Raw genomic sequence first — 22646 nt, forward strand, 5'->3', positions numbered from 1 at the left:
CTTTCCTGGTTGGCCTTTCCTGGTTGGCCTTTCCTGGTTGGCCTTTCCTGGTCAGCCGAAGACCGGCTGGCCGGTGATGGCCTTGCCGTAGAAGTCGTAGAGGGCGTCGGCGGTGGGGGCCATGACATGTCCGGCGCGTGCGTCCCGGAAGAACCGTTCGATGGCGAGGTGGTTGGAGAAAGCGGCGCCGCCGCATACGCGCATGGCGTCGTCGGTGACAGCGAGAGCGGTGTCGTTGGCCAGCGCCTTGACCCCGAGGACATGGAGGGGCGTCTGCTCGTCGGGGGCGGCGATGGACTCCGCCGCCCTCCGCATGTAGGCGCTCGCCGCTTCGAGCTGCAGCGACATCCGGGCCAGCCGGGCACGGATGGTGGGCAACTCGGCGAGTGTCTGGCCGGTGTGCTCCAGTCTGGCGCTGCTGGTGTGCCGGACTGCCGCCTCGAGGGCCGCTCGGGCAAGGCCGAGCGAGACGGCGGCGTTTCCGAGGTTGAACCAGGGCATGACCGTGTCGGTCATCAGGGCAAGCCCCGTACCGGCAGGGCCCAGACGCGTCGGGTCGGGTGCGGTCACCTCGAACCGCATCGGTGCGGATGCGTTGCCGCGCAGTCCGAGTCCTCGGAACGAACCCGTGACGCTCACGCCTGGCCGGTCCGCTTCGATGGCGTAGAGGTCGACCGTGCCGGGTTCGTCGGCCGACAGTACGGAGGTGACGTAGAGCCCGGCGTGTCCGGCGGAGGTCACCCAGCTCTTGTCCGCGGTGAACCGCACGTCCTCGCCGCCGTTGCGCTTGGCCTGCGAGACCGGCGCCCAGAAGTGCGAGCGGGAGCCGGGCTCGCTGAACGCCAGGGTGGCCAGGGTCCTGCCGGTGGCCAGGCCGGCCGCCAACGCGGGCAGTGCCGGGGGTGGTGCGGCCAGTACGGTCATGGCGCCGCAGACGTGCATCAGGTAGACCATGGCGGTCGAACCGCAGACGGCCGCGAGCTCCGCCGCCACATGGGCGAACTCCCGCGGACCGGCTCCCGGTCCGCCCTCCCGTGCGGGAATGGTCAGGCCGAGCAGGCCGGACTCACCCAGAGCCGAGACCGCCTCCTCGGGGAACCGGCCGTCCGCGTCGACCGCGGGGGCGTGCTCCGCGGCCACGGCCAGAACCGGCTTGAGTGCGCTGTCCAGGTTCATATGGGGTCATGCCTTCCCTGGGAGGGAGCGGAGGACGGAGTCTGGGTGGCGGCAGGGGTGACAGCAGGGGCGAGGCCGAGAGCGAGCAGTCCCACGGCGAAGCCGAGCAGCAGGGCCACGGTGGAGCCGTCGCCGCCGAGCAGGTTCGCCCCGGTCCAGCCGATCTGAACCAGTTGCAGGACGGCGGCCGCCAGGAATCCGGTACCGGCCAGTACGATCAGCGCCCGCACCCCGGAGAGCCCCGCGGCAATCGCCACGGCGGCCAGGATCAGCAGGACCAGCGTTCCCGTCCCGCCGAGCGTGACCAGCCGCCACGGCGTCCCGTCCGCGATCCCCAGTACGGTGCTCGCCGCCGCCCCCAGGCCCAGGCCGACGGCGGTCCGGGCGGTCGCCGTACGTGGTGCGCGGGATGCGTTCACCGGATGCCTCCTTGGGACTTCGGGGCCGTTACGACGTGCGCAGCAGCAGGCGTGAGAACCGGCCACCCTGCTGCCGCCAGACGGGGCGCAGGGCGCCGTCCACGCCGTACGCGCGTCCCGCCGCGGTGGCCAGGAGCGCCAGGTGCGCGACGTACATGAGGATGTACGACCAGAACCACTCGTGCGGGGTGTTCAGCACGGAGAACGTGATGGCTGTCGTCTGTGCCAGGCCGACCAGCGCCCAGAACCGGGTGGCCAGGCCGACCAGCAGGAACGCGCCGAGGCACGCCTCGACTGCGAACGCGGCCCACGCGAATACCGCGAAGTGCGGAAGGATCACGTGCTCGACGAGCCAGGCCCATGGGGCGAAGACCTCGTTTTCGACCCCTTTGAGCGTCCAGTCGTACAGGTCGCGCGGCGGGTCGGACTTGTTGCCGAAGCGGGGTGGGTGCTTCCAGGAGACGTTCTGGATCCACAGCAGGCCGACCGCGACACGGCATACGGCCAGCACCACACGGGAGGGCCGTGAAGCCGCCAACGGCTCCGGTCCGGGAGTCGTTCCGCTTCCCACAGCCATGGTGAGCGACCCCTCTCGTCACTCCATCCGGACTCGTTGCACCCAGGTGGTCTCCTTCGATCCACTCACACTCTCGAACGGGCGGCAACCCGTGTCGTCCTTACGGAATACGGACGTCCCGCCCGGGCACAGTGGTCGCGAGGCGGAGCTGTCCGGGAGTGGGTCTTCCCCAGCGGGGGCGCTTCGGTCACCATGAGGGTATGGCGTATACGGCGGGAACCATCGAGAGCCTGCGCTCGGACCTCATCGATCTGTCAGCTGTGCCCTTGGGCGAGCTGAGAGAGGTGAATGGCCTGCCGGAGGCACTCACCTTGCTGCACGAGCAGCTGGCGCATGCCGCGGCTCCGTTGTGCGAGAGCGGCATGGCCCCCACGTGCGGAGGTGCGCCCGGCGGTGCACCGAGTGCGCACCCGTGACATTTGATCACGCCTGAGCCCTATCGGATCCCGTTACGGACCCTCGTCGGCGTTGCTGTCGGCGATGTGGAACAGCGGGATCTCGTACTGCTCGGGTCGGCGCAGCGCAGCCGCCTGCTCCTGGCGCTCACCGCCATCCTTGAGCTGGCCAAGCACCCGGACGACGGGCGGTCGCGGCATGGCGTGCCACCGACGCGTCCCGCTGCCGCGTGGGCTCTGCTGGGCGCCGTACAGCACGCCGAGCCCGAAGCTGTGGAGGCCGTGCTGCGCGATCCCGCCGTCGGTGCCTGGGCGTTCCAACTGCTGCGGCAGCTCGCGCACGCATCGGTGGCCGCCTCGTCGGATGCCCCGCCGTGGGCAGGGACGGCTGTGCTGGGATCGCTGGCCGCCGCCGCCGCGATACGTGCCGGCACCCGGTGCTCGCTTCGGGTGCCGGCACGCAGAGGGCGGCTCTGGCTGCCCTCATTGGGGCTGACCGGTGCTGTGAGCCGCGGCGAGTGGCCGGTGGTGGGGGTCGAACGCGGCCCGAGCGGTACGGTGATCTTCGGTGACAGCGGGTCGGTGCGCCTACCGAAGGATCTGTCGTCCCCCGCTGAGGGCTGGTCTCCCCTGCCGCGCGTCGGCGCCGCCCAGCAGGGCCGCGAACCGGCCGCCGGACTGGACCACCTGTCGCCGTACCGCGACTTCCGCTCCCTGCGCGATCCTGTTGACCTGGCGCCGGAAGACGTGGAGCTATGGCGTGCCCGGACGGCTGACGCCTACGAGTTGCTGCGTGCGTGGGATCCCGCCGCGTACCGTGTGGTGACCGGGACGGTCCGGTCGCTGGTCCCCATCGAAGGAGCGGGGGCGTCACGGATCACCAGTGCGTCGGTTCCTGACGCCTACGGTGCGGTGTCGATGTCGCTGCCCGCCGACCCGCTGTCCTTCGCGGCAACCCTCATTCACGAGGCACGGCATCAGCTGCTGTTGGCCGTGGGCGACCTGACTCCCCTGTTCACGCCGGTGAAGGAGGGGCCGGAACCTGCGTACTTCGCCCCTTGGCGCGACGATCCGCGACCGCTGCGCGGACTGCTGTACGGAGCTCACGCGTTCGCGGGAGTGACATCCTTCTGGCGTCGGCGCCGACCGGTGGACGGCGAGCGAGCCGACTTCGAGTACGCCCTGCACCGCTGGGAGTTACGTACGGCGCTCGCTGCCCTGCGCAACGCCACCGGCCTGACGGAGGCCGGAGGACTGATCGTCGCCGCGCTGGCCGAATCGGCCGGCGAGTGGTGGGCGGACCCGGTGCACGGGTTGCCCGGGCAGCTCGCGGATCTGTGCTGCCGTGACACCCAGGCCACCTGGCGGGCAGCGCACCTGGTGGTGGACGAACGCAGCGCCGGCCGGCTCGCACAGCACTGGCTGGACGGTCACCCGCCGCCGGTCCTGCTGCCCGCAGCCCGTCTGACCACACGACCGGCAGCACCCGGGCGGGCCAGAACCAGGCTGGCCCGGCTGCGCTTTGCCGACCCCAAAGCCTTTGACCGCGTGCGGGCCGACCTGGGCGCCGGAGCCGTCAACCCGCTGGGCATCACGGGGGCCACGCCGGCGGACGCGGCCCTGATCGCCGGGGACATCGAAGAGGCCGTCGGCCGCTATCGCGCGGCAGCCGGCAGTACCGCCGCCTGGATCGGTATCGGCTTGGCCGGAGAAGCGCGGGCCGCGCTGCTCGTGGAGCGCCCGGAACTCGTCCTGGCGCTCCACGCCGCCTTGCTGCGCCGAGGTGTCGAAGCCGGGCCGGAGGAACTGGCCGAGTGGCTGGGGTCGCACCCTCGGTCCCCGGAAACCCCCGTCAGATGCTCAGCAGGTCGATGTCGCAGTCGGCCCGCTTGAAGATCTCCGCGTCCTGGGTGGCCGGATGGTCGGGCCCGTGCACCGCACGGGCCGCGGCCAGCGCCTTGCCGTGCAAGTCCCTGAACTGTGCCGTCTCGCCCAGGCTCTTCAGGTCGTACGAGAGGTTGAGCATGATCGCGATGGTCGCCGGATGCCTCTCCCCTCGCGCCTCAATGCTCCGGTGCAGCAGTTCGGTGTCCATGTCGTGGGCCTGCCGGTGCTCGCCGACCGCGAAGAGGTCACTGGCGAGGTTCGTCCGCGCGAGCAGTGAGCGCGGGTGGTTCGGGCTGAGAACCCTGCTGAGGCCGTTGACGGCCGCCTGGTCCAGCGACTGGGCTTCGGTGACGCGGCCGAGCAGACGCAGGGTCACCGCGAGGTTGGTGGCGGTCGCGTAGGCGTGCGGGTGATCCTCGCCCAGCAGGGCCCGGCATTGCTCCATGGTCCGTTGCCCCAGCTCCGCGGCTGCGGCAAGGTCGCCGGTCTGGCGGAGATCGGTGGCGTGGTTGAGCGCGGCTCGCACGGTCTCGAGCGACTCGGCTCCCGAAGTCCTGCGGAGCATCTCCAGCACCTTCGAGGACACTTCCAGCGCTGCCCTGTGGTCGCCAAGTTTGCGGTGGGTGACCGACAGTTCCCGGGCCACCCGCAGGGTCATGGAGTGTTCCTCGCCCAGCATCCGCGGCATGAGGTCCCTGAGCTTCGCCTGGCTCTCCCCCGCGGCCTGGTACCGGCCGAGTTCCTGGAGGTCGATGGACATCTGGTACAGGCTGCTGAGGGTGTTGAGGTGATCGTCGCCGAGTACCTCGATGCGGCGCTGGTAGGTGTCCTCGTCGAGCCGGTACGCCTCCTCGAAGTCTCCCGCGAGCCGCAGGCTCACCGCGTAGTTGTGAGCGGCCTGCAGTGTGCCGGGATCGTCGGGCCCGAACTCCCGAAGCGTTGTCTCGTAGGCTCGCTGATCCAGCTCGCGCGCCTGGTAGAAGTCACCCCGCAGACGGAGCAGGATCGCCATCACGCTCAGGGCTCGCTGGGTGGCCTCGTTGCGTTCGCCGAGCACCCGGCGGCAGCGCTCGACCAGCTCCGACTGGAGTTCGTACGCTTCGTCGTACTGGTTCTGCCAGCGCAGGGCCAGGGCGCGGACCTGGTCGATCGCGATGACGTGCTCGTGGTCGTCGCCGAGTGCGCGCCGCCAGATGCCGGCTGCCTCTTCCGCGACTTCCAGCGCCTCCACGTAGTCGCTACGAGCCTGAAGAAATACGGCCTCGTTCAGCACCAGTTGGCGGGCCCAGGGGTCCTCGCAGTCCACCATCCGGGTGGCCCGGACGTGGGGCAGCAGAGCCGAGTAGCGGGGCCAGTCCTCGGGGCGCTGGGGGTTCCTGGGATCGGCATTGGCCAGGATCTCGTGAGCGTAGTGGCGCATTTCGGCACGCTCTTGGCTGTTCATCTGTTCGATGAGGACGCGCTGCACCAAACGGTGGACCTGAATGGTCGAATGCCGGTGGTCGATCCGGGCCAGGGCGTAGCGCCCGATTTCGCGGACTGCCTGGGAGAGTTTGATCGGGTCGTCCAGGGCAGCGCGCAGGGCGACCGGAGCGGTGACACCGCGTACCGCCTCGAAGAAGTTCCGGGAGATCGGCTCGGGTGCGAAAAAGGCGCAGATCTGCAGGAGCTGAAGGGCTGCGGGATGGTCCTCGCGAAGACGGTCGAGGGATACGTTCCACGCCGCCGCGACCGGAAGGTCGTAATCGGCGGGGGGTGCGACCTCGAGCAACTCCGAGCACTTGGTTTCGAAGAGATCCAGGTACTGACGGGCAGGCATACCCGTCTCGGCGAGCCACACAGCGGCCTGCTCCACAGCCAGTGGCAGGTCGCCGAGTGATTCGGCCAGCTGGTCGGCTGCCTCGTCGGGAATCTGCGGACTGCGTCGCTTGATGAGAGCGACGCTTTCCGTACGTGTGAACACATCAACCTCGAGTGAACTGGCCAGAGTCGACCACTGGGAATTGCGGGAGGTTACCATCACGCGTCCTGGACCGTTATGGGGAAAGAACTTCCGGACCTCGTGCGGGTTTTCCGCATTGTCAAAGACCAGGAGCCAGTTCGAGTAGGGGTTGCCCACTCGCAGCGCCTCCAGGACGGCGGGCACGGCGCTTCGGTCGGCGCCTGCCCGCAAACCCATCTGTTCCCCGAGTTCGATAAGGGATTGCACGATCAGGTTGGTCTGTTCGGACGGAATCCACCAGATCAGCTCGTAATCCTTGCCGTGCCGGTACACGTATTCGATTGCGATCTGCGATTTACCGACACCACCCATGCCGTGCAGGGCCTCGGGGAGGACGGCTGTGGTCACACCACTGGCCAGGCGCTGGCGCAACTGGGTGAGAAGATCCTCGCGACCCGTGAAGTTCCTGTTCCTGAGCGGCAGATTCGCACCGATTCGCCGAGGCGCCGATGTGGCTTCTGTCAGCCCAGTCGAGGGAATGGACTGCGACACGGTGGACACGGAACCTCCTGGGACTGCTGAAGCTGACGACTCCTGCTGGGCGGGCACAGGAAGAGGTGGAAGGCGCGACGGGCCCACCGTAGTCGATCTGTGACCCTGTGTCATACGGGCTGGTAGATCCGGTGCGGCTGCATGCTGACGCTCCTCGTTCAGCAACTGCTGCAGCCGGTTCGCCCGGGCCGCGTACGGCCCGGAAAGAGCGCAGAGGGCGGTGCGCAGGGGCCGCACGAAGGGCCGGGTGCGGTCGTCCAGCGGGGGGTCGGCGGCGTCGGCCCGCCAGGCGACCAGGGCGTCCCCACCTGGCACCACGGATGCCAGTCGTGGGCCCAGGTGGGTGGAGACCTGTCTCAGGACGCTCATCGTCTCGGCGCGCGTGCCGAGTCCGAGCAGTTCCTCCCGGACGCCTTCGGTGAAGTCGAACGACACCTGCTGCGCGTCCTCCACGTCGTCTCCCTCGCGGGTGCGCCGCAGCAGACCGAACAGCATGATCTCGGCCAGGTTCCAGGCCTCCGCGCCTGGGAGCATCCGCTGGATCAGGCGCATCACAGGCAGATTGAGCGGAGCCGCCGCGAGCCGGCGGGCCAGGTCGAAAGCCATGGGCGAAGCCTTCGCCATAAAGCGGCCCACCGTCTCACGGGCCCGTCCGGGCAGCGGTTCCGCCAGGGTGACCCGGTGATGGGGCCGGGCCCCCAGATCGCCGTGAATGCTCGTGAGCAGCGCCGCCACGACATGGCGCCCGCCGGCCGAGGCGACCAGCCGCGCCCAGCGGCCGAGTGAACCCGCGGTCAGTTCCAGCAGCGGTACGGGTACCGGCACGGCGGAACTCGCCCGAGACGGCTCACCGAGCAGGGGCGAGGCCGCACCGGAGTGGGTGACGCCGATGCGCCGGTTCGGTGCGGCGGCACTCGGTACGGTCAACTGGGCCCTGACAGCGGTGGGGAGCGTGAACTCCCACAACTCCTGGGGCAGCACGCTCAGGACGGCTGTGGGCGATGCCTGTGCCACTGCGTACAGGTAGGCGGCGGCATCGCCGTTGCGCCATGCCTCGGCGACCCCGTCGGTCACCACGAGCACGAGCGTGTCCGGGCCGGGTGTCCGGATGCCTGATGTGGTTCCCAGAGCGCGGATCCGCCCGCCCTCCGCCGCGATGTCGAGTCGGGTCGTGTGAATGGCGCGGAAGGCCGCTGTCTGCTCCATCAGCTCCAGTAGCCGGCGCACCGTGTCCGGCCAGAGGGCCAGGGACGGATGCTCGTCCACCAGCAGGGACAGATCCAGGCGGCGGTCCTCCGTCGGACTGCAGACCGGCAGCCACAGCCCGTCCGCCGCGGCGCGCTCCGCCGTGGCCTCCTCGTCGAGCTGCCAGGCGCCGGGGAATGGGCGGCGTAACCGCAGCGGCCGCAGGGCCCTGCTCAGGGCGAGGCCGCCCGACAGCGGCAGAGCCGCCGGCCAGAGGTCCTCCGGCTGCTGCCGGGAGACGGTCCACGGTTCGCCGGCCGGCACAGCGAACCCTTGGGCGTCGGCCGGCGGGTCCCCCGCGGTGCCCTGGTGCGTGGCCGGGGCGGTCACCCGTTCCTCACGCGTGCGGTCCGAGCCGCCGTGCTCCTGCGCCGTTCCCATGCCCGTGCCCGTGCCCGTGTCCGCATCCACATCCGTATCGGCATCCGTATCGGCATCCGTATCGACATCCGTGTCGACCGGCCTGTCTTCGCTCGGGACGTTACGCCCGTTGCCGTCGCCGGACCGTGTGCTTGCCGGCGTCTCCCGGCCGGGGGGCTGCGGAGGGCGGGACGCCGTACGTCCGGGTCGCCAGTCCCGGTACGGATACGGAACAGCCGCGTCCTGGCACGCTGCCAGATACAGCGCGTCCATCAAGTCCTGCCTGGACGGCCGTGGCGGCGGGCCCTCTGCCCGCCCGGTCATCCGGTCCTCGTTCCCGGCCCTGTCCCGTCCAGCCGGTGCCACAGCGCTTCGGCCAGCTCCAGCAGATCACCGTCCTGCCCCTTCGAGCGGTGCGAGGTCGCCAAATAGAGAGAGTTGAGCAGCTGGTCGATGGAGAGTCCGCCCCGTTGCCTGCTGCGTTCCAGGAACCGCGCGATCAGAGTGCCGCCCCATTCGTCGACCGTCTCCGAGCCGAAGTGGGCGGTCAGCATGTCGGCGAGATCGGTCTCGTCGGGCTCCGGCATATGGAGCAGCAGGCATCGCCGCAGGAAGGCCGGCGGGAACTCGCGTTCGCTGTTCGACGTCATCACGACGATGGGGAAGGCGTTGCAGGTGACCAACCCGTCGCTGATCTCCACCTCACGGCCCGGATCATCCGTCAGGACCGTGACGGTCGGATGCCTGCGCCGGGCACGAAGCAGTTCCGGAATGGAGAACGAGCCCTCTTCGAAGACGCTGAGCAAGTCGTTCGCGAGATCGAGGTCACTCTTGTCCAGCTCGTCGATGAGCAGCACACGTGGCTCCGCATGGGGCAGCAGGGCGGTGCCCAGCGGCCCGAGCTGTACGTAGTCGCCGACGGCGGGCGGCGGCGTGGCCTCCTCGTGCTCTGCGTCGGGGCCACCGGCAGCGGCCCGCAGCGCCGCGGTGTCCTGGACCCGGCCGATCGCGTCGTACTCGTAGAGCCCTCGCTGAAGCGTGGAGCGGCTGGTGATGTGCCACCGCAGCACACGTCCCAGCCGTAATTCGCGGCTGATCCGGTAGGCGAGGCTGGACTTTCCTGTGCCCGGCCGCCCGCTCACCAGCAGCGGACGGCGCAGCAGAATGGCCGAGTTCACCATGTCCGCTTCCAGGGGCGCCGCCTCGGAGGAGGCGCGTACCGGGGGATGCGCTCCCAGCCGGCGTACGGTCTCCGCACTGTCGAGAGGCGGTGGCGGAAGGACCGGTCCGCCGTTGAACCGACGCCAGGGCGGGGGCGGGGGCAACAGATCGCCCAGACTGGTGTCTTGCAGGCGCTCGCCGGTGCCCCGGTAGATCCACCATCGGGGTCGGGCATCGTGCGGCTCGGTGCCTGTTGCGGGGGTGTCATCGGGAAGCGTCAAGGACTCTCCTCCCCAGTTGTGGCAGGAACCGCGGAGGTACCCGCAGTCGCTACAGGCATCCGGCTCGGGTCGTCCCACAGCAGAGCGATGTGACGGCCGACAACCAGATCCTCTTCAGGATCGCGGTCGCTGGATGCTATGCGCAACGCCTTGACCACGCCTGGTAATTCGCGCGGATCGTGCAGGCCGAGCAGGGAGCGGAGCGCCGTCCGGAAGGCCGGGTCATTGCCTGCTCTGCGGTCCCACAACACCACAGGCACCCCAGCTCTCAGCGCCTCTCCGAGTTCGTCCAGATATCCGTGCGCCCTCTGTTCACCTCGCGCGCCTCCGGGAGGCTCGCTGAGCACGACGACCGCGGGTGGCGGGTCGGACAGCAGATGCCGTCTGCCGTCTTCGGGGAACCAGTGGACCCGACCCGCGTTTCCCTCGGTGAAGGCGTCCCATCTTCTCCCCCAACGACCGTGCAGATCACGGTGGTTCAGCCGGTCGAGACTACGCACGACGACCTGATGATCTTCCCCCAGCACTGCGCCCACCCCTTGGAACGAAGCCTTGCGCCATCGTTCCACACGGAGGTCCAGAAGGTCCCGCGGAAGCATGAACTCCAGGGCGAGGTCGGATTTCAGGAAGTACGCCCACTCACTCTCGGCCTCCCGGATCAGGGCCTGCACCTCGCGCTCGGCGTTCCTCAGGTCGATTCTTCGGTCGGTGCCCCGCAGTTGCTCACCCGGGTGCGCTCGCCGCCAGTGGGACAGGAGAGTGTCGCTCCCCGGCCCGGAGTCCAGCAGCGGGCAGAGCCGGATGATGAGGTAGTCCGACGGGCTCCAGACATCAGTACGTTCGGCGCCGGGGTCCTTCTCGACGGGAGGGGCCGGCGGTTGCTCGGCCGGCCGGAACGGGTCGTGGTCCTGAGCCCACTCGATGATCTCCAGCTGGAGTACCCCCTCGGCGCCGAGAGCCAGCAGCTGTTGCAGCACCTGGAAGCAAGGCAGCGGCTCGCCGGGGCGGGCGCTGAGCGTGGCTGCGTGCAGAAAGACCGCCCACGGCTCCACGCAGTGGACCGGGGCCACCAGGCGCCCCCCAGCGTGCAGGAACTCCGAGTAGCGGCGGTACAGGTCGGGTATCCGCACCCCCTCCAGAAGGCCGAACAGCTCGTCCCACTCCTCGTTGTCCAACAGCTCCACCTCCCATGCCGCGGTGGCCACCTTGAGCTTGCGGATCGCGACCGAATTGCCCGCGCGCATCTCCAGGTTCTCCACCAGGGAGGCAAGCCCGGCCGGCCGTTCGCACAGCTCCTCCATCAACTGGACGACGAGGCCCCGCTGAGAGGTACCGGTTGTGCTGTCCAGGGCGGACCGGGACTCACGGCCCAGTCTGTGCACGAGCTGGCGCAAGGTGTCGAGATCCTGCAGACAGCCGACTTCCGTGACCGCGTCGACCAGATACCTCGGCAGCCCCCGGCGGGCAGCAGTCATGCACCGCCCTCCGATCCGGACTCCGCGGCGCAGCAGATGCGATCGAGGGTGCCCGCCGCCGCCAGCGCCGACACCGACCCGCCACCCAGATTCAGTACCGCGGCGCGCAGCGCCGGGCAGCCGTCCCGGTGGTCCATGCATGCCTGGACCACGGCCTGGAGTTGCTGACGAGGCCAGGCGTGGTCACGGATATTGCGGCGGACGGCTGCGGGAAGCGCCTCGCGAAGAGCGCGGCCCGAGTCGTAACCAATCTGCGGGACGTCCAGTAGCTCATCGGCCAGTTGGTACTGCTGTTCCACGGCCGGGGGCCTGCAGGGCCGTGGACCTGCCGGACGAACAGCACCCGCGAGGGGCGGCCAGAGTCCGAGGGCGGTCTCGACCGGAAGCATCCAGGCGATCTTCGCGGTCCGGTCGGAGTGCGCGGCCGTAATGAGGCCGATGACCCGCTGCCGTACGGGATCCCACACCGCCGCGCCGCTGAAGCCACGCTCCACCGCGGCGCCGGTGGTGCGTAAACCGTCCAGTTGCACCCATTCCGGGCAGGGGCCACCTACCCCTGTCACCCGTGCGGTGGCGATGAGGCCGGCGGGCGCACCGCGCGGGTAGCCGATGACCGCGACTCGCTGCCCCTGCGGCACACCGCATGGCGCCAGGGGCAACGGCCCGCAGCCGCCCGGGAGAGGAGGTTGTCCGGATTCCAGAGCCAGAACTGCGAAATCACAGCTGTCAGCGGTAGCACCACCGGGCTCGGGAGTGTCGAACGAGGGCGACGGGGACCAGCCCTCGGCCAACGGCCGGGCCGTGGCAGCCCAGTCCCGCCCCGGCAATTCGACCAACAGCTCACCGGACGACCCACCCAGGGCCGTTGTGACCACATGAGCACAGGTCAGTACATGCGCCGCGGCCCCCTTCGGAGCCACCAGAACGCCGGCTCCCCATAACGTGCCGTCCAGGGACAGCACCCGCACCTGACCTCGTTCCGGACCCACGCAGATCGTCTCCCCCGAGCGTCACACATGTCCCCGCACCCGTAGATCCCAGTGTAAGAGCGGAGTTGAGAGTCAGGGGCTCGCCGGACCGGCGGAGTCCGCATCCGCGGCGGCCCGGCGCCACACCATGGAGACCTTGAGGTGCCCTTCACCCTCCCCATGAGCGATGACGACCCCCGCCTTGGCGTTGAACCGCACGCCGAATTCGACGGTGACCTCCTCCGGCGGCCGGGGCAGCGAGACGAGCCGATCCAGCGTGGCCTGGGCAACCCCCCGGATACGGTCCAGCCCGGCATCCAGCGAGCCAGTCGCTTCGGCGATCGCGTCGCCGATCCGGGAGACGGCGACGACCCCGGGCTCGTCGTCACCGATCTCGACGATGACCTCTCCGCCGTCTTCCGTACGAAAGCTGACCAGTTGAACCACCAGGCTCCCCCTCCGCCGCAGCTCCCACGTCCATGGGAAACTTCGAAGGTACCTCTCCGATGTGGCCGGGACCCGTACTTCAGTACATGACCGTGGGTCAGTCCATGACCGTGGGTTCGAACCAGGTGGGTTCGTCGGTGAGGGACTGCTTGATCCGCTGGAGCGAGAAGTCGTTCAGCTCGGGCAGTGCGTCCACGGAGAACCACGCGACGTCCAGCGACTCGTCGTCGTTGACCCGCGCCTGTCCGCCGGCCGACCGGCAGCGGAACGTGATGTCCATGTACTGGCACACGTCGCCGTTGGCGTAGGTGACCGGCGGCAGCCCCTGCACGAGGACGACCCGTTCCGGCACGCACCGCACGCCCGTCTCCTCGTACACCTCGCGGACCGCGGTCTGCGCGGGCTGCTCGCCGGGGTCCGGGATCCCGCCGATGACCGACCACTTGCCGGTGTCGGCGCGGCGGCCCAGGAGCACCTGCCCCTCGTCGTCGAACACGATGGCGGTCACGCCGGGCAGCAGGAGCAGCTGGTGGCCTGCCGTGGCCCGGATCTCACGGATGAACTCGGGGGTTGCCATGCTGTGACCCTAGGTTCTGTGCGGCGGACGTTTCAGTTCTGCGTACGGCGACGCGCGCGTACGACCAGGCCCAGGGCCCATCCGGCGCCGCCCGCGGCGAGCGCGACGATCACGGCCTCGGGGATGGTTCCGAGCCGGGTCGCGGGGGTCAGCGAGGAGCGCAGCGGCACCTCGGCCACGAGCGCGGCGGGGGTGAACATCCGCGTCTTCTGCACCACTTCGCCGTCAGGGCTGATGACCGCGCTGACACCGCTCGTGACGGGCACCAGGACGGCCCGCCCGTGCTCGACCGCCCGCACGCGTGACATGGCGAGCTGCTGGTAGGTCATCTCGCTGCGCCCGAAGGTCGCGTTGTTGCTGGGCACCGAGATGATCTGGGCGCCCTCGCTGACCGTGTCGCGCACGGCCCAGTCGAAGGCCGCCTCGTAGCAGGTCACGAGGCCGACCCGGGTGCCCGCCATGCTGAAGACGCCGGGCTCGCTGCCGGGCCCGAAGTCGCGCCGGACCCGGTCGACGTCGGAGCTGAAGACGCGGGCGACGGCGCGCATCGGGATGTACTCGCCGAAGGGCTGGATCTGCCGCTTGTCGTAGGTGCCGGTCGGCCCCTTCTCCGGGTCCCAGAGGATCTGGGTGTTGCGCAGCGGTCCGGTCGCCGGAGCGATCACGGCGCCGACCGAGACGGGTGCGTCGATCGCCTTCACGGCCTTGTCGATGACGTCGTAGGCGTCGGGGTTCGCGTACGGATCGAGATCGGAGGAGTTCTCCGGCCAGACGACGAAGTCCGGTTGCGCCACCTCGCCGGCCTTGACGTCCTCGGCGAGTTCGACCGTGCGGTGGGCGTGGTTGTCGAGCACCGCGCGCCGCTGTGCGTTGAAGTCGAATCCCAGCCGGGGCACGTTGCCCTGGATGACCGCGGCGGTCGCGGTTCCGTCCTCCGCGCCGGCGTCGACGAGGGGGCGGGCCGCGAGCGCCGCCGTGACCGGGACCAGGATGGTCAGAGCCGCGGCGGCCGCGGCCCTGCGCGGCAGTTCGCCGGTGCTCCGGTACGTACGGGCCTGGCGTACGGCCTCGAAGAGACCGAACCCGCACAGGGCCACCGCGAAACCGAGCACCGGGGTGCCGCCCACCGCCGCGAGCGGCAGGAAGAAGCCGTCCGCCTGACCGAACGCGATCTTGCCCCAGGGGAAGCCGCCGAACGGGCCGCGGGCGCGGGCGGCCTCGGCCGCGACCCACACCGCCGCTCCCCACAGCGGCCAGAGCGGCACCCGGGAGACGAGCGCGACGCCCAGGCCCGCCCCGGCGACGAACAGCGCCTCCAGCGCGGCGAGTGCCAGCCACGGCACCGGCCCCACCTCCTCGCCGGTCCACACCAGCAGGGGGAGCAGGAAGCCCAGCCCGGCGAGATAGCCCAGCCCGAACGCGGCTCTGAGCCGTCGGCCGTACACACACCATCCGAGCAGCGCGAAGGCGGGCAGGGCCAGCCACCACAGCGGGCGGGGCGGGAAGCTCAGGAAGAGCAGGATGCCGGAGAGCGCTGCCGCGCCGGCCGGTACGAGCCGCCTCAGCAGCCTGGTGCCGCGCGCGGCGGGGGACGCGTGCGGGGCCAGCTGGTCCGGCTCGTCTACGGGGGTGGTGGTGGCGCTCACGTGGCGGAGTCTACGGCGGGGCGGCGAGTCCCCTCCATCCCGGCCGCGCCGGGATGGCTGCGCCGGGATGGTCCGGCCAGGATGACTGCGCCCGTGCAGCAACGTTCCTGCGCAACCGTCCACAAACCCGGGTCACTGTCGTTACCGTGTGCCCAGTCCTATTGCGGGGGGGTCGACAGGATGACGGCACCGGCAGGCCGGTCTGCCGTGCGGGAGCGCGGCGGCGTGCCCGATGCGGCGGGTGTCATGGTGCTCGGCGCCTGCGCCGTGTGGTCGCTGCTGAGTGCGTACGGCCGGGAGGCGCGGCCCGAGGGCGTGCTGCTCGCCGTCCTCGCCGTCGCCGCGGGGTACGCGTGCGGGCGGATCTGCGGTTCCCTGCTGCCGGTCGCCGCCGCGGCCACCGTCGCGCTTGCCGCGCTCGGCCTGGCCCTCGCCTCCCCCGACGGCATCCACGGCATCCCCGCTACGACCGCCGCCCCGGCCCCCGGTCACACGGGCGCGGACGCCGCCCTGTCGGCACTGGCGGCGGGCGCCGCGTGCTGCGCCGCCTCGGCGGCCGGGCCGCCGGTGCTGCGGTTCGCGCTCCGGCTGCTCGCCCTGGGTATCGCCGGCGCGGCGGCCGCCCTCGGCTCGGCCGCCGGGTGCTTGGCGGCGCTGGGGGTGCTGCTCTGCTCGCTGGCGGCGTCCCGGATGCGGCGCCGGCTGGTGGGCCTGGCGGGGCTGGCGCTCGCCGCCGGGCTGATGGCCGGCCTGTCCTGGGCCGTCGCGGAGGACGCCCTGCCGGACGGCCTGTCCGTGTCCCTCGAAGGCCATCTGACCCGGAACCGGGTGCTGCTCTGGGAGGACGCGGTCGAACTGGCCAAGGAGTATCCCGTGCTGGGGGCTGGGCCGGACCGGTTCGGGGGGCTCAGCCCCACCGCCCAGCAGTCACCGGAGTCGGACGGCAAGCCGCACTCGGCCGCGCTGCAACAGGCGGCGGAACAGGGAGTCGTGGGGGTGGCCCTGCTGGGCGCCGCGTTCGGCTGGGTGCTGTACGGGCTGTGGCGGTCGCCGCGTCCGACACCGGTGGTACTCACCGCGGGGGCGGCGCTGACCGCGCTGGCGGCGTTCGCGAGCGTGGGAAACGCGCTGAGCTTCACCCCGGTAACGGCGGGCGCGGGCCTGCTGGCGGGCCTGGCAACAGCCCGTCCGCTACGCGAGGACGCCCCGGAACCCCGCCTGGAACCAACACGCCGTTCCTCTTGACTGAGCAGGAGTGAGCCCGCTCAGCCGCACGCCCCGAACGGTCTTGGGCGCACTGGTCCCCGGCGTACTCAACCCCCGGGGCGGCGACACGATCCTGTGCGTGGTCCGGGCCCGGGAGGTCGGTTCCCTGCGCGATCCGGCCCAATGGGTACGGCCAGAGGCGACGGGGAGGCCCTGAACCATCACTCCGGTGGAGCGGGGGCCCCGCACGCCGACGCCGTACCCGGCGTCCCAGATCACACGATCACGTTAACCCGGACGGCCCAGGACGCCGCAAGCCCGGAAGCCGACCATCACACGATCGAGTTAGACCGCCCTCGTGCACGCTCCCCGGCAAGCAGCTGACGACCCCCACGCCTGACGCCGCACGGCCTGCCATCCCCACGGGCCGCCCCGCCCGCCCCGCGGAGCGCGGCACCGGCGTGAGCGCCGCTGTCGCGTCACCCTCCGCCGGTTCGTGGCCGCCGCCGGGGCACCCCAGCCGCAGGCCACAGATCCCGCCTCACAGGGCTGGCCGCTCTCCCCGCCGGACCGGCCGCGCGCGGGGCAACAACGGGCGGCCTGAGCGCCGCTGTCGCGTCAGTCTCCGCCGACGTCCTGGCCGGCGTCGGGGGAACGATCGCCGGCCGCAGATTCCGCCGGTCGCCGGCCCCCGCCGGACCGTCCGTCACCGCTCCCGCGCGGAGCGCCTACGCCTCGGCGGTTGTGCCGCCCGGTGGCATGCGGAGGAGGGTGCGGATGATGCGTACCGCCGCCTCCGCGTCGTCGACCGTCACCGTGAAGTCCCGGCCGTCGCCCAGGCTGAGCACGAGGCCCTCGCCTCGGCGTACGACCACGGCGGTGCCCATGCCGGGCCGCCAGCGGTAGCCCCAGCCGCCCCACTGGCGGGGCGTGACCTTCGGGGCGAACTCGGCGCGCACCACGTGCGCGAGCAGGATGCGTCTGCGGGGCACGCCCATGTGACCGCACCGGACCTCAAACGCGTCCCGGTCCACCGTTACCGCCACATGGACGAACGCCAGGGTGCCGTAGAGCATGATCAGCCCGGCTGCGACACAGCCGACCACCGACATCAGCAGGGGTGCCAGTCCGGAGGTCCAGCTGGAGGCGACTGCCAGTGCGATGCCGAGCGCCACGCATGCGGCACCGGCGGCGGCGAACAGCCACTGCACACGGTTGGTGGCGCGGCCGCTCCAGAGCTCGGGCGGGGGCTCGATGATGCCCCCCTCGACGCGGAGGTGGTGCTTCATGGCAAGCAGCGTACCTACGATCCGGTCCCGTAGCAGCTCGTCACTCAGAGTGAACGGACAGTGCGTCCGTCAGCGCACCGGGGCCGCCGTTCCGACGAGCAGGCGGCCTTCCGCGTACGTCAGAGCCTGGCCCGGAAGCTCCGCGTCGCGGCCGCTGAGCAGGACCGTCAGCCGACGGCTCGGGTCCGCGTCCGGGGCGGGCAGTGCGCCGATGCGGCGCAGCGCCTGGGCGGCGACGGCATCCGCGGAGCCGTGCAGCACGACCGGCGGCAGGTCCGGCGGCTGGACGGCCGCCCGGATGCGCTCGGCGACCAGCTCGTAGTGCGTGCAGCCGAGGACGACGGCTCGTACATCACCCGGAGTGAGCGCGGCGGCGGCCGCCACGGTCCGGTCGATGGCGGCTTCGTCGGCCTCTTGTACGGCGTCCGCGAGCCCGGGGCACGGCACCTCGGCGACCGCGACACCGTCCGCGAACGCGCTGATCAGCCCGCGCTGGTAGGGACTGCCGGTGGTGGCCGGGGTCGCCCAGATCGCGACCGGGCCGCCGCCGGCTGCGGCCGGCTTGATGGCCGGTACGGTCCCGATGACCGGGATGTGCGGTTCCAGCTCGTCGCGGAGCGCGGGCAGCGCGTGCACCGAGGCGGTGTTGCACGCGACGATCAGTGCGTCGGGGCCGTGCGCCGCCGCGGCCCGGGCCACGGCCACCGCGCGCTCGGTGACATCGGCGGGCGTGCGCGGGCCCCAGGGCAAGCCGTCGGGGTCGCAGGAGAGGACGAGATCGGCGTCCGGCCGCAGCCGGCGTACGGCTGCGGCGGCCGCGAGCAGGCCGATTCCGGAGTCCATGAGCGCGATCTTCATCCGGTCACCATAGTCGACAGCCCTTGCGTTCCCTGGCGGGTGGGGCAGACTGCGGCGGGTGAGCGCCGTTACCTGGACCGCACTGGGATCGCTGGCCGCGTGGCTGTGGTTGCTACTGGGGCACGGGTTCTTCTGGCGTACGGACGTACGCCTGCCGCCCCGCACGGACCCGCCCCGGTGGCCCTCGGTCGCCGTCGTGGTGCCGGCCAGGGACGAGGCGGAGATGCTGCCGGCGAGCCTGCCTTCGCTGCTCGCCCAGGAATACCCCGGGGACGCGGAGATCTTCCTCATCGACGACGGGAGTTCCGACGGCACGGGCAAACTGGCCCGGGACCTGTCCGTTCGGTTCGGAGGGCTGCCGCTGACCGTCGCCTCTCCCGGCGAGCCGGAGCCCGGCTGGACGGGGAAGCTGTGGGCGCTGCGGCACGGCATCGCTCTGGCCCGCGCGGCCGGGGAGCCGCACTATCTGCTGCTGACGGACGCGGACATCGCTCATGAGCCGGACAGTCTGCGGGAGTTGGTGGCCGCGGCCCGGTCGGCGGATCTCGACCTGGTCTCCCAGATGGCCCGGCTGCGCATCGCGAGCGGCTGGGAGCGGCTTGTCGTTCCGGCGTTCGTCTACTTCTTCGCCCAGCTCTATCCCTTCCGGTGGGTCAACCGGCAGCGCGGGCGGACGGCCGCGGCGGCGGGCGGCTGTGTGCTGCTGCGCACCGAGGCCGCCGTACGGGCCGGGATCCCGGCGAGCATCCGGCAGGCGGTGATCGACGACGTCTCGCTCGCCCGGGCCGTGCGGCGCAGCGGCGGCACGATCTGGCTCGGGCTCGCCGAACGCGTGGACAGCGTGCGTCCGTATCCCCGGCTGAGCGATCTGTGGCGGATGGTGTCGCGGAGCGCGTACGCACAACTGCGGCACAACCCCCTCCTACTGCTGGGGACCGTCGTGGGCCTCGCGGTGGTGTACCTCGCGCCCCCGGTCGCTCTGTGCGCCGGGGTGCTGTCCGGTCACGCCCCCGCCGCCTGGGCGGGGGGCCTGGCGTGGCTGCTGATGACGGGGTCGTACGTCCCGATGCTCCACTACTACCGGCAGTCGCTGTGGCTCGCGCCACTGCTGCCGTTCACGGCGGCGCTGTATGTGCTGATGACCGTCGACTCGGCTGTGCAGCACTACCGCGGCCGCGGCGCGGCCTGGAAGGGGCGGACCTACTCCAGGCCGCAGGCCGCCCCGGACCGATGAGCGCTCGGCACCGTCACTTCCTGCCCGGCGTCCAGTTCATGCCCCAGCCGTAGGTGTAGTCCATGGTGCGCTGCGGGCTCACTCCGCGCTCCGGTACGAGGAAGCGGGCCTCCCGCTGGACGACCAGGTCCGAGCCGGTGTTCGTGATGAGGGCGAGCGAGCAGACCGTCGAGGGGACGGTGCACTCGCCGAGCGAGAAGTCGATCGGTGCGCCGTTCAGCGGCTGGAGGGTGACCGTCGCGTCCAGATCAGCGAAGCTGCGCGCGCCCTCGTAGATCGTCACGAAGATGACAACGCGTCGGAGCTTGTCCTTGTGGTCCAGGTTGATGGTGAGGTTCTCGCCGCTGGCCGACCCGCCGGTGCGGTCGTCGCCGTCGAGGTGGATGAAGGGCGGCTGGTGCAGCGAGCCGAAGGCGTTGCCGAGCGCCTGGACGACTCCCTTGCGGCCGTCGGTCAGTTCGTACAGCGCGCACAGGTCGAGGTCGAGGTCCGCGTGCATGGCGACGGCCCGGCCGAGCTTGGCGCCCCAGCCCTTGAACTGCTTGCGTACCTGCCAGCTGAGGTTGACCCGCATGGCGCCCGAGGTGCCGCCCTGCTTGGTGAGGGAGACGGAGGGGGCCTCCTTGGTCAGCGTCACCTTGGTCAGCCGTACGGGGCCGGCCGGCGCCGCGGCGGCCTGCGCGGGAGCCGCGACGGGAGCCGGGGGAGCCGACTGCACCGGCGGCGCGACGGGGGCGGGAGCCGGGGCCGGGGCGGCGACGGGTGCGGCGGCCGGTGCGGCGGCCTGCTGCGGTTCGTCCACACTGATCCCGAAGTCCCTTGCCAGGCCCTCGAGTCCACTGCTGTAGCCCTGCCCCACCGCCCGGAACTTCCAGGCGCCCTGGCGGCGGTAGAGCTCGCCGAGGACGAATGCCGTCTCGACGGTGGCGTCCTCGCTGTCGAAGCGCGCGACCTCCGAGCCGTTCGCCGCGTCGACGACCCTGACGTAGAGGCCGGGCACCTGCCCGAAGCTGCCGCCGTCCGAGGAGGCCGCGAGCACCACCGTCTCGATGGCGGGCTCCACACGCGCGAGATCGACGGAGAGCGTGTCAGTCACGCCGTCGCCGGCCGTCGCCTTCCCTTCGTGGCGCACCGCGCCCGAGGAGTGGACCGCCTGGTTGTAGAAGACGAAGTCCGCGTCGGAGCGGACCTTTCCCGAAACGAGCAGCAGAGCCGAGGCGTCCACGTCCGGCACACCCCCCGCCCCTGAACGCCAGCCCAATTCCACGCGCACGGCCTGTGCCGGCACGGAAACGTTCGTTCCCTTACGCATTGACATGCTCGCCCCCATCGCGAGTCCGGGTGCCCGGAGATTTCGTACGGCCAACCTAATCCCTGACGCCCGCCGGATCCCCGAAGGTCTCGGAAGATCGCCGGCCGACCCGCCGGTAACCCCCCACAACCTCGTCCTTTACACGATCCGAACCCCTGCGGACGACCGATTTTCCCAAGTTCGCTCGCATTGGGGATCCCCGGTCACTCACCGCACAAGAAACAACCCTCTTATCGGGCTCCCCAACCAGCACATCGTGGGCTTAACTTATGTGCCATGACCTCCCCCCGCGCCACCTATGGCGGCGGTTACTACTCCGCGCCGTCTTTCCCGGACACCCCGATCTACGACTCGCTGGTCGCAGAGCGGGGCACCCCGCAGATCGCCCCGATCCGGGTCCCCTCCGCGTACGACACCGGCAACAGCTACCTGCCGGCGCTCCCCTCGGCGCTGCCCGCCCTCCCGGCCGCGCCGTCCCAGTACCAGACGCCCCCGCACGCCTACCAGTACCAGCAGGCCATGCCGCAGCCCGTTCCGCTGCAGTACGCGCCCGCGCCGTACATCCCGCAGCAGCCCGCCGGGCCGCGCGGGTACCCGGGGGCCCAGCCGCAGCAGCAGCGTCCGGTCGCCACCGGGTACGAGGCCATGCGCCCTGCGGCCCCGCGCCCCGCGCCCGCGCCCTACGAGGACCCGTACGGCCGCCAGTACCAGAGCCGCGGATACTGACCTGAGGTCCGTCCTGCCGTCCCCGCGGCTGGCAGGATGGCCTCATGTCGAACTCCTCTCTCCAATCGCTTCATGTCCACCCCGTCAAGTCGGTAGCGGGGTGTGCTCCCGGCGAGGTGGTCGTGGAGCCTTGGGGGCCGGCCGGGGACCGCAGGTGGGCGCTGATCGACGGTGACAGCAAGGTGGTCACCCAACGCCAGCAGCCACGCCTGGCGTTGGCGGCCGCCGAGCCGCTGCCCGGCGGCGGAATCCGGCTGACCGGGCCCGGTCTGGAGCCGTTGACCGTCGAGGTACCCGAGCCGTCCGGCACCACCGTGATGGAGATCTTCGGGCGGAAGGTCGAGGCCGTACTCGCGCACGAGGTCGCGCACGCGTGGTTCAGCGACCATCTGGGCGCCTCGGTCCGGCTGATGCATCTCGACGACCCGGCGCACCGCAGGCCGGTCGACCCGGACTTCGCGCTGCCGGGCGAGACGGTGAGCTTCGCCGACGGCTATCCGCTGCTCGTCACCACCGTCGCCTCGCTGGATGCCCTCAACTCGCTCATCGCACAGGGCGATCATCCCGACGACGGCCCGCTGCCCATGAACCGCTTCCGGCCGAACGCCGTCGTGGACGGCACGGCGCCCTGGGCCGAGGACGACTGGAAGCGCATCGCGATCGGCGAGGTCACCTTCCGGGTGGCAAAGCCCTGTGGCCGCTGTGTCATCACCACCACCGACCAGCTCACCGCCGAGCGCGGCAAGGAGCCGTTGCGCACGCTCGCCCGTCACCGACGCTTCGGCGACCAGCTGGTCTTCGGCCAGAACCTCGTCCCCGAGACCACTGGGACGCTCCGGGTCGGCGACCCGGTGCGCGTACTCGCGTAGGGCCCGCCCCTGCGGCGGCTGATGCATCGGCAGTACGTCCGGCT

General features: G+C 71.0%; 19 protein-coding genes. 5 read left to right on the forward strand and 14 right to left on the reverse strand.

From position 1 onward, the window contains the following. Positions 1–51 precede the first annotated feature (51 nt). The 4 genes from NLX86_RS11120 to NLX86_RS11135 form a co-directional block, all read right to left on the reverse strand. On the reverse strand, positions 52–1176 hold the full coding sequence (locus NLX86_RS11120) for an acyl-CoA dehydrogenase family protein (protein WP_254371478.1): 1125 nt from the start codon (positions 1174–1176) through the stop codon (positions 52–54). Then, a complete protein-coding gene (locus tag NLX86_RS11125) occupies positions 1173–1595 on the reverse strand; it encodes a hypothetical protein (protein ID WP_254371479.1) in 423 nt (140 codons plus the stop codon). Before NLX86_RS11125 ends, NLX86_RS11120 begins: the two co-directional genes overlap by 4 nt. Before the next feature lie 28 nt (positions 1596–1623). After that, positions 1624–2172: a TQO small subunit DoxD gene (locus NLX86_RS11130; RefSeq protein ID WP_254371480.1), complete on the reverse strand. Its 549-nt coding sequence runs from the start codon at positions 2170–2172 to the stop codon at positions 1624–1626. Positions 2173–2621: 449 nt separating this feature from the next. Further along, positions 2622–2768 carry a hypothetical protein gene (locus NLX86_RS11135; protein WP_254371481.1) on the reverse strand — a complete coding sequence of 49 codons (147 nt, stop codon included), beginning with the start codon at positions 2766–2768 and terminating at the stop codon, positions 2622–2624. A 3-nt stretch (positions 2769–2771) separates the two neighbouring features. Between NLX86_RS11135 and NLX86_RS11140 the strand changes: the two genes are divergently transcribed. Next, positions 2772–4460: an HEXXH motif-containing putative peptide modification protein gene (locus tag NLX86_RS11140; protein WP_254371482.1), complete on the forward strand. Its 1689-nt coding sequence runs from the start codon at positions 2772–2774 to the stop codon at positions 4458–4460. Here NLX86_RS11140 and fxsT read toward each other — a convergent pair. The 7 genes from fxsT to lnt form a co-directional block, all read right to left on the reverse strand. Continuing rightward, a complete protein-coding gene (gene fxsT, locus NLX86_RS11145; protein ID WP_302061224.1) occupies positions 4420–8877 on the reverse strand; it encodes an FxSxx-COOH system tetratricopeptide repeat protein in 4458 nt (1485 codons plus the stop codon). The genes NLX86_RS11140 and fxsT overlap by 41 nt on opposite strands. Next, complete coding sequence (locus tag NLX86_RS11150; protein WP_254371484.1) at positions 8874–9995, reverse strand: MoxR family ATPase; 1122 nt, start codon at positions 9993–9995, stop codon at positions 8874–8876. Before NLX86_RS11150 ends, fxsT begins: the two co-directional genes overlap by 4 nt. Beyond that, positions 9992–11470, reverse strand: coding sequence for a hypothetical protein (locus NLX86_RS11155; RefSeq protein WP_254371485.1), 1479 nt, complete (start codon positions 11468–11470; stop codon positions 9992–9994). Before NLX86_RS11155 ends, NLX86_RS11150 begins: the two co-directional genes overlap by 4 nt. Next, entirely contained in the window at positions 11467–12459 is a 993-nt protein-coding gene (locus NLX86_RS11160; RefSeq protein WP_308409573.1) for a trypsin-like peptidase domain-containing protein, read from the reverse strand. Before NLX86_RS11160 ends, NLX86_RS11155 begins: the two co-directional genes overlap by 4 nt. A gap of 72 nt (positions 12460–12531) precedes the next feature. Next, on the reverse strand, positions 12532–12885 hold the full coding sequence (locus tag NLX86_RS11165; protein WP_254371486.1) for a CU044_2847 family protein: 354 nt from the start codon (positions 12883–12885) through the stop codon (positions 12532–12534). Between the two features lie 97 nt (positions 12886–12982). After that, positions 12983–13462 (reverse strand): NUDIX domain-containing protein, encoded by a 480-nt coding sequence (locus NLX86_RS11170; protein WP_254371487.1) that lies wholly within the window; start codon positions 13460–13462, stop codon positions 12983–12985. 32 nt (positions 13463–13494) lie between these two features. Then, the gene (gene lnt / locus NLX86_RS11175) at positions 13495–15108 is read right to left on the reverse strand and encodes an apolipoprotein N-acyltransferase (RefSeq protein WP_374213863.1); all 1614 of its coding nucleotides are present in this window, start codon (positions 15106–15108) and stop codon (positions 13495–13497) included. 180 nt (positions 15109–15288) lie between these two features. Here lnt and NLX86_RS11180 point away from each other — a divergent pair, with 180 nt between their 5' ends. Next, on the forward strand, positions 15289–16353 hold the full coding sequence (locus NLX86_RS11180) for an O-antigen ligase (protein WP_254371488.1): 1065 nt from the start codon (positions 15289–15291) through the stop codon (positions 16351–16353). A 689-nt stretch (positions 16354–17042) separates the two neighbouring features. On the opposite strand, the gene NLX86_RS11185 is transcribed toward NLX86_RS11180, so the two are convergent. Together NLX86_RS11185 and NLX86_RS11190 are read right to left on the reverse strand one after the other, a co-directional pair. Next, on the reverse strand, positions 17043–17603 hold the full coding sequence (locus NLX86_RS11185) for a hypothetical protein (RefSeq protein ID WP_254371489.1): 561 nt from the start codon (positions 17601–17603) through the stop codon (positions 17043–17045). A 69-nt stretch (positions 17604–17672) separates the two neighbouring features. Next, entirely contained in the window at positions 17673–18461 is a 789-nt protein-coding gene (locus NLX86_RS11190) for a glutamate racemase (protein ID WP_254371490.1), read from the reverse strand. A gap of 58 nt (positions 18462–18519) precedes the next feature. Here NLX86_RS11190 and NLX86_RS11195 point away from each other — a divergent pair, with 58 nt between their 5' ends. Further along, complete coding sequence (locus NLX86_RS11195) at positions 18520–19695, forward strand: glycosyltransferase (RefSeq protein WP_254371491.1); 1176 nt, start codon at positions 18520–18522, stop codon at positions 19693–19695. Between the two features lie 13 nt (positions 19696–19708). Here the strand turns inward: NLX86_RS11195 and NLX86_RS11200 are convergent, their stop codons facing one another. Continuing rightward, positions 19709–21013: a TerD family protein gene (locus NLX86_RS11200; protein ID WP_254371492.1), complete on the reverse strand. Its 1305-nt coding sequence runs from the start codon at positions 21011–21013 to the stop codon at positions 19709–19711. A gap of 270 nt (positions 21014–21283) precedes the next feature. On the opposite strand from NLX86_RS11200, the gene NLX86_RS11205 reads away from it, so the two are divergent. Together NLX86_RS11205 and NLX86_RS11210 are read left to right on the forward strand one after the other, a co-directional pair. Next, positions 21284–21733, forward strand: coding sequence for a DUF6643 family protein (locus tag NLX86_RS11205; protein ID WP_254371493.1), 450 nt, complete (start codon positions 21284–21286; stop codon positions 21731–21733). Between the two features lie 44 nt (positions 21734–21777). Beyond that, the gene (locus NLX86_RS11210; protein WP_254371494.1) at positions 21778–22602 is read left to right on the forward strand and encodes an MOSC domain-containing protein; all 825 of its coding nucleotides are present in this window, start codon (positions 21778–21780) and stop codon (positions 22600–22602) included. The last annotated feature ends 44 nt before the right edge of the window (positions 22603–22646 follow it).

Source organism: Streptomyces sp. A3M-1-3, from assembly GCF_024213665.1.
GTDB lineage: Bacteria > Actinomycetota > Actinomycetes > Streptomycetales > Streptomycetaceae > Streptomyces.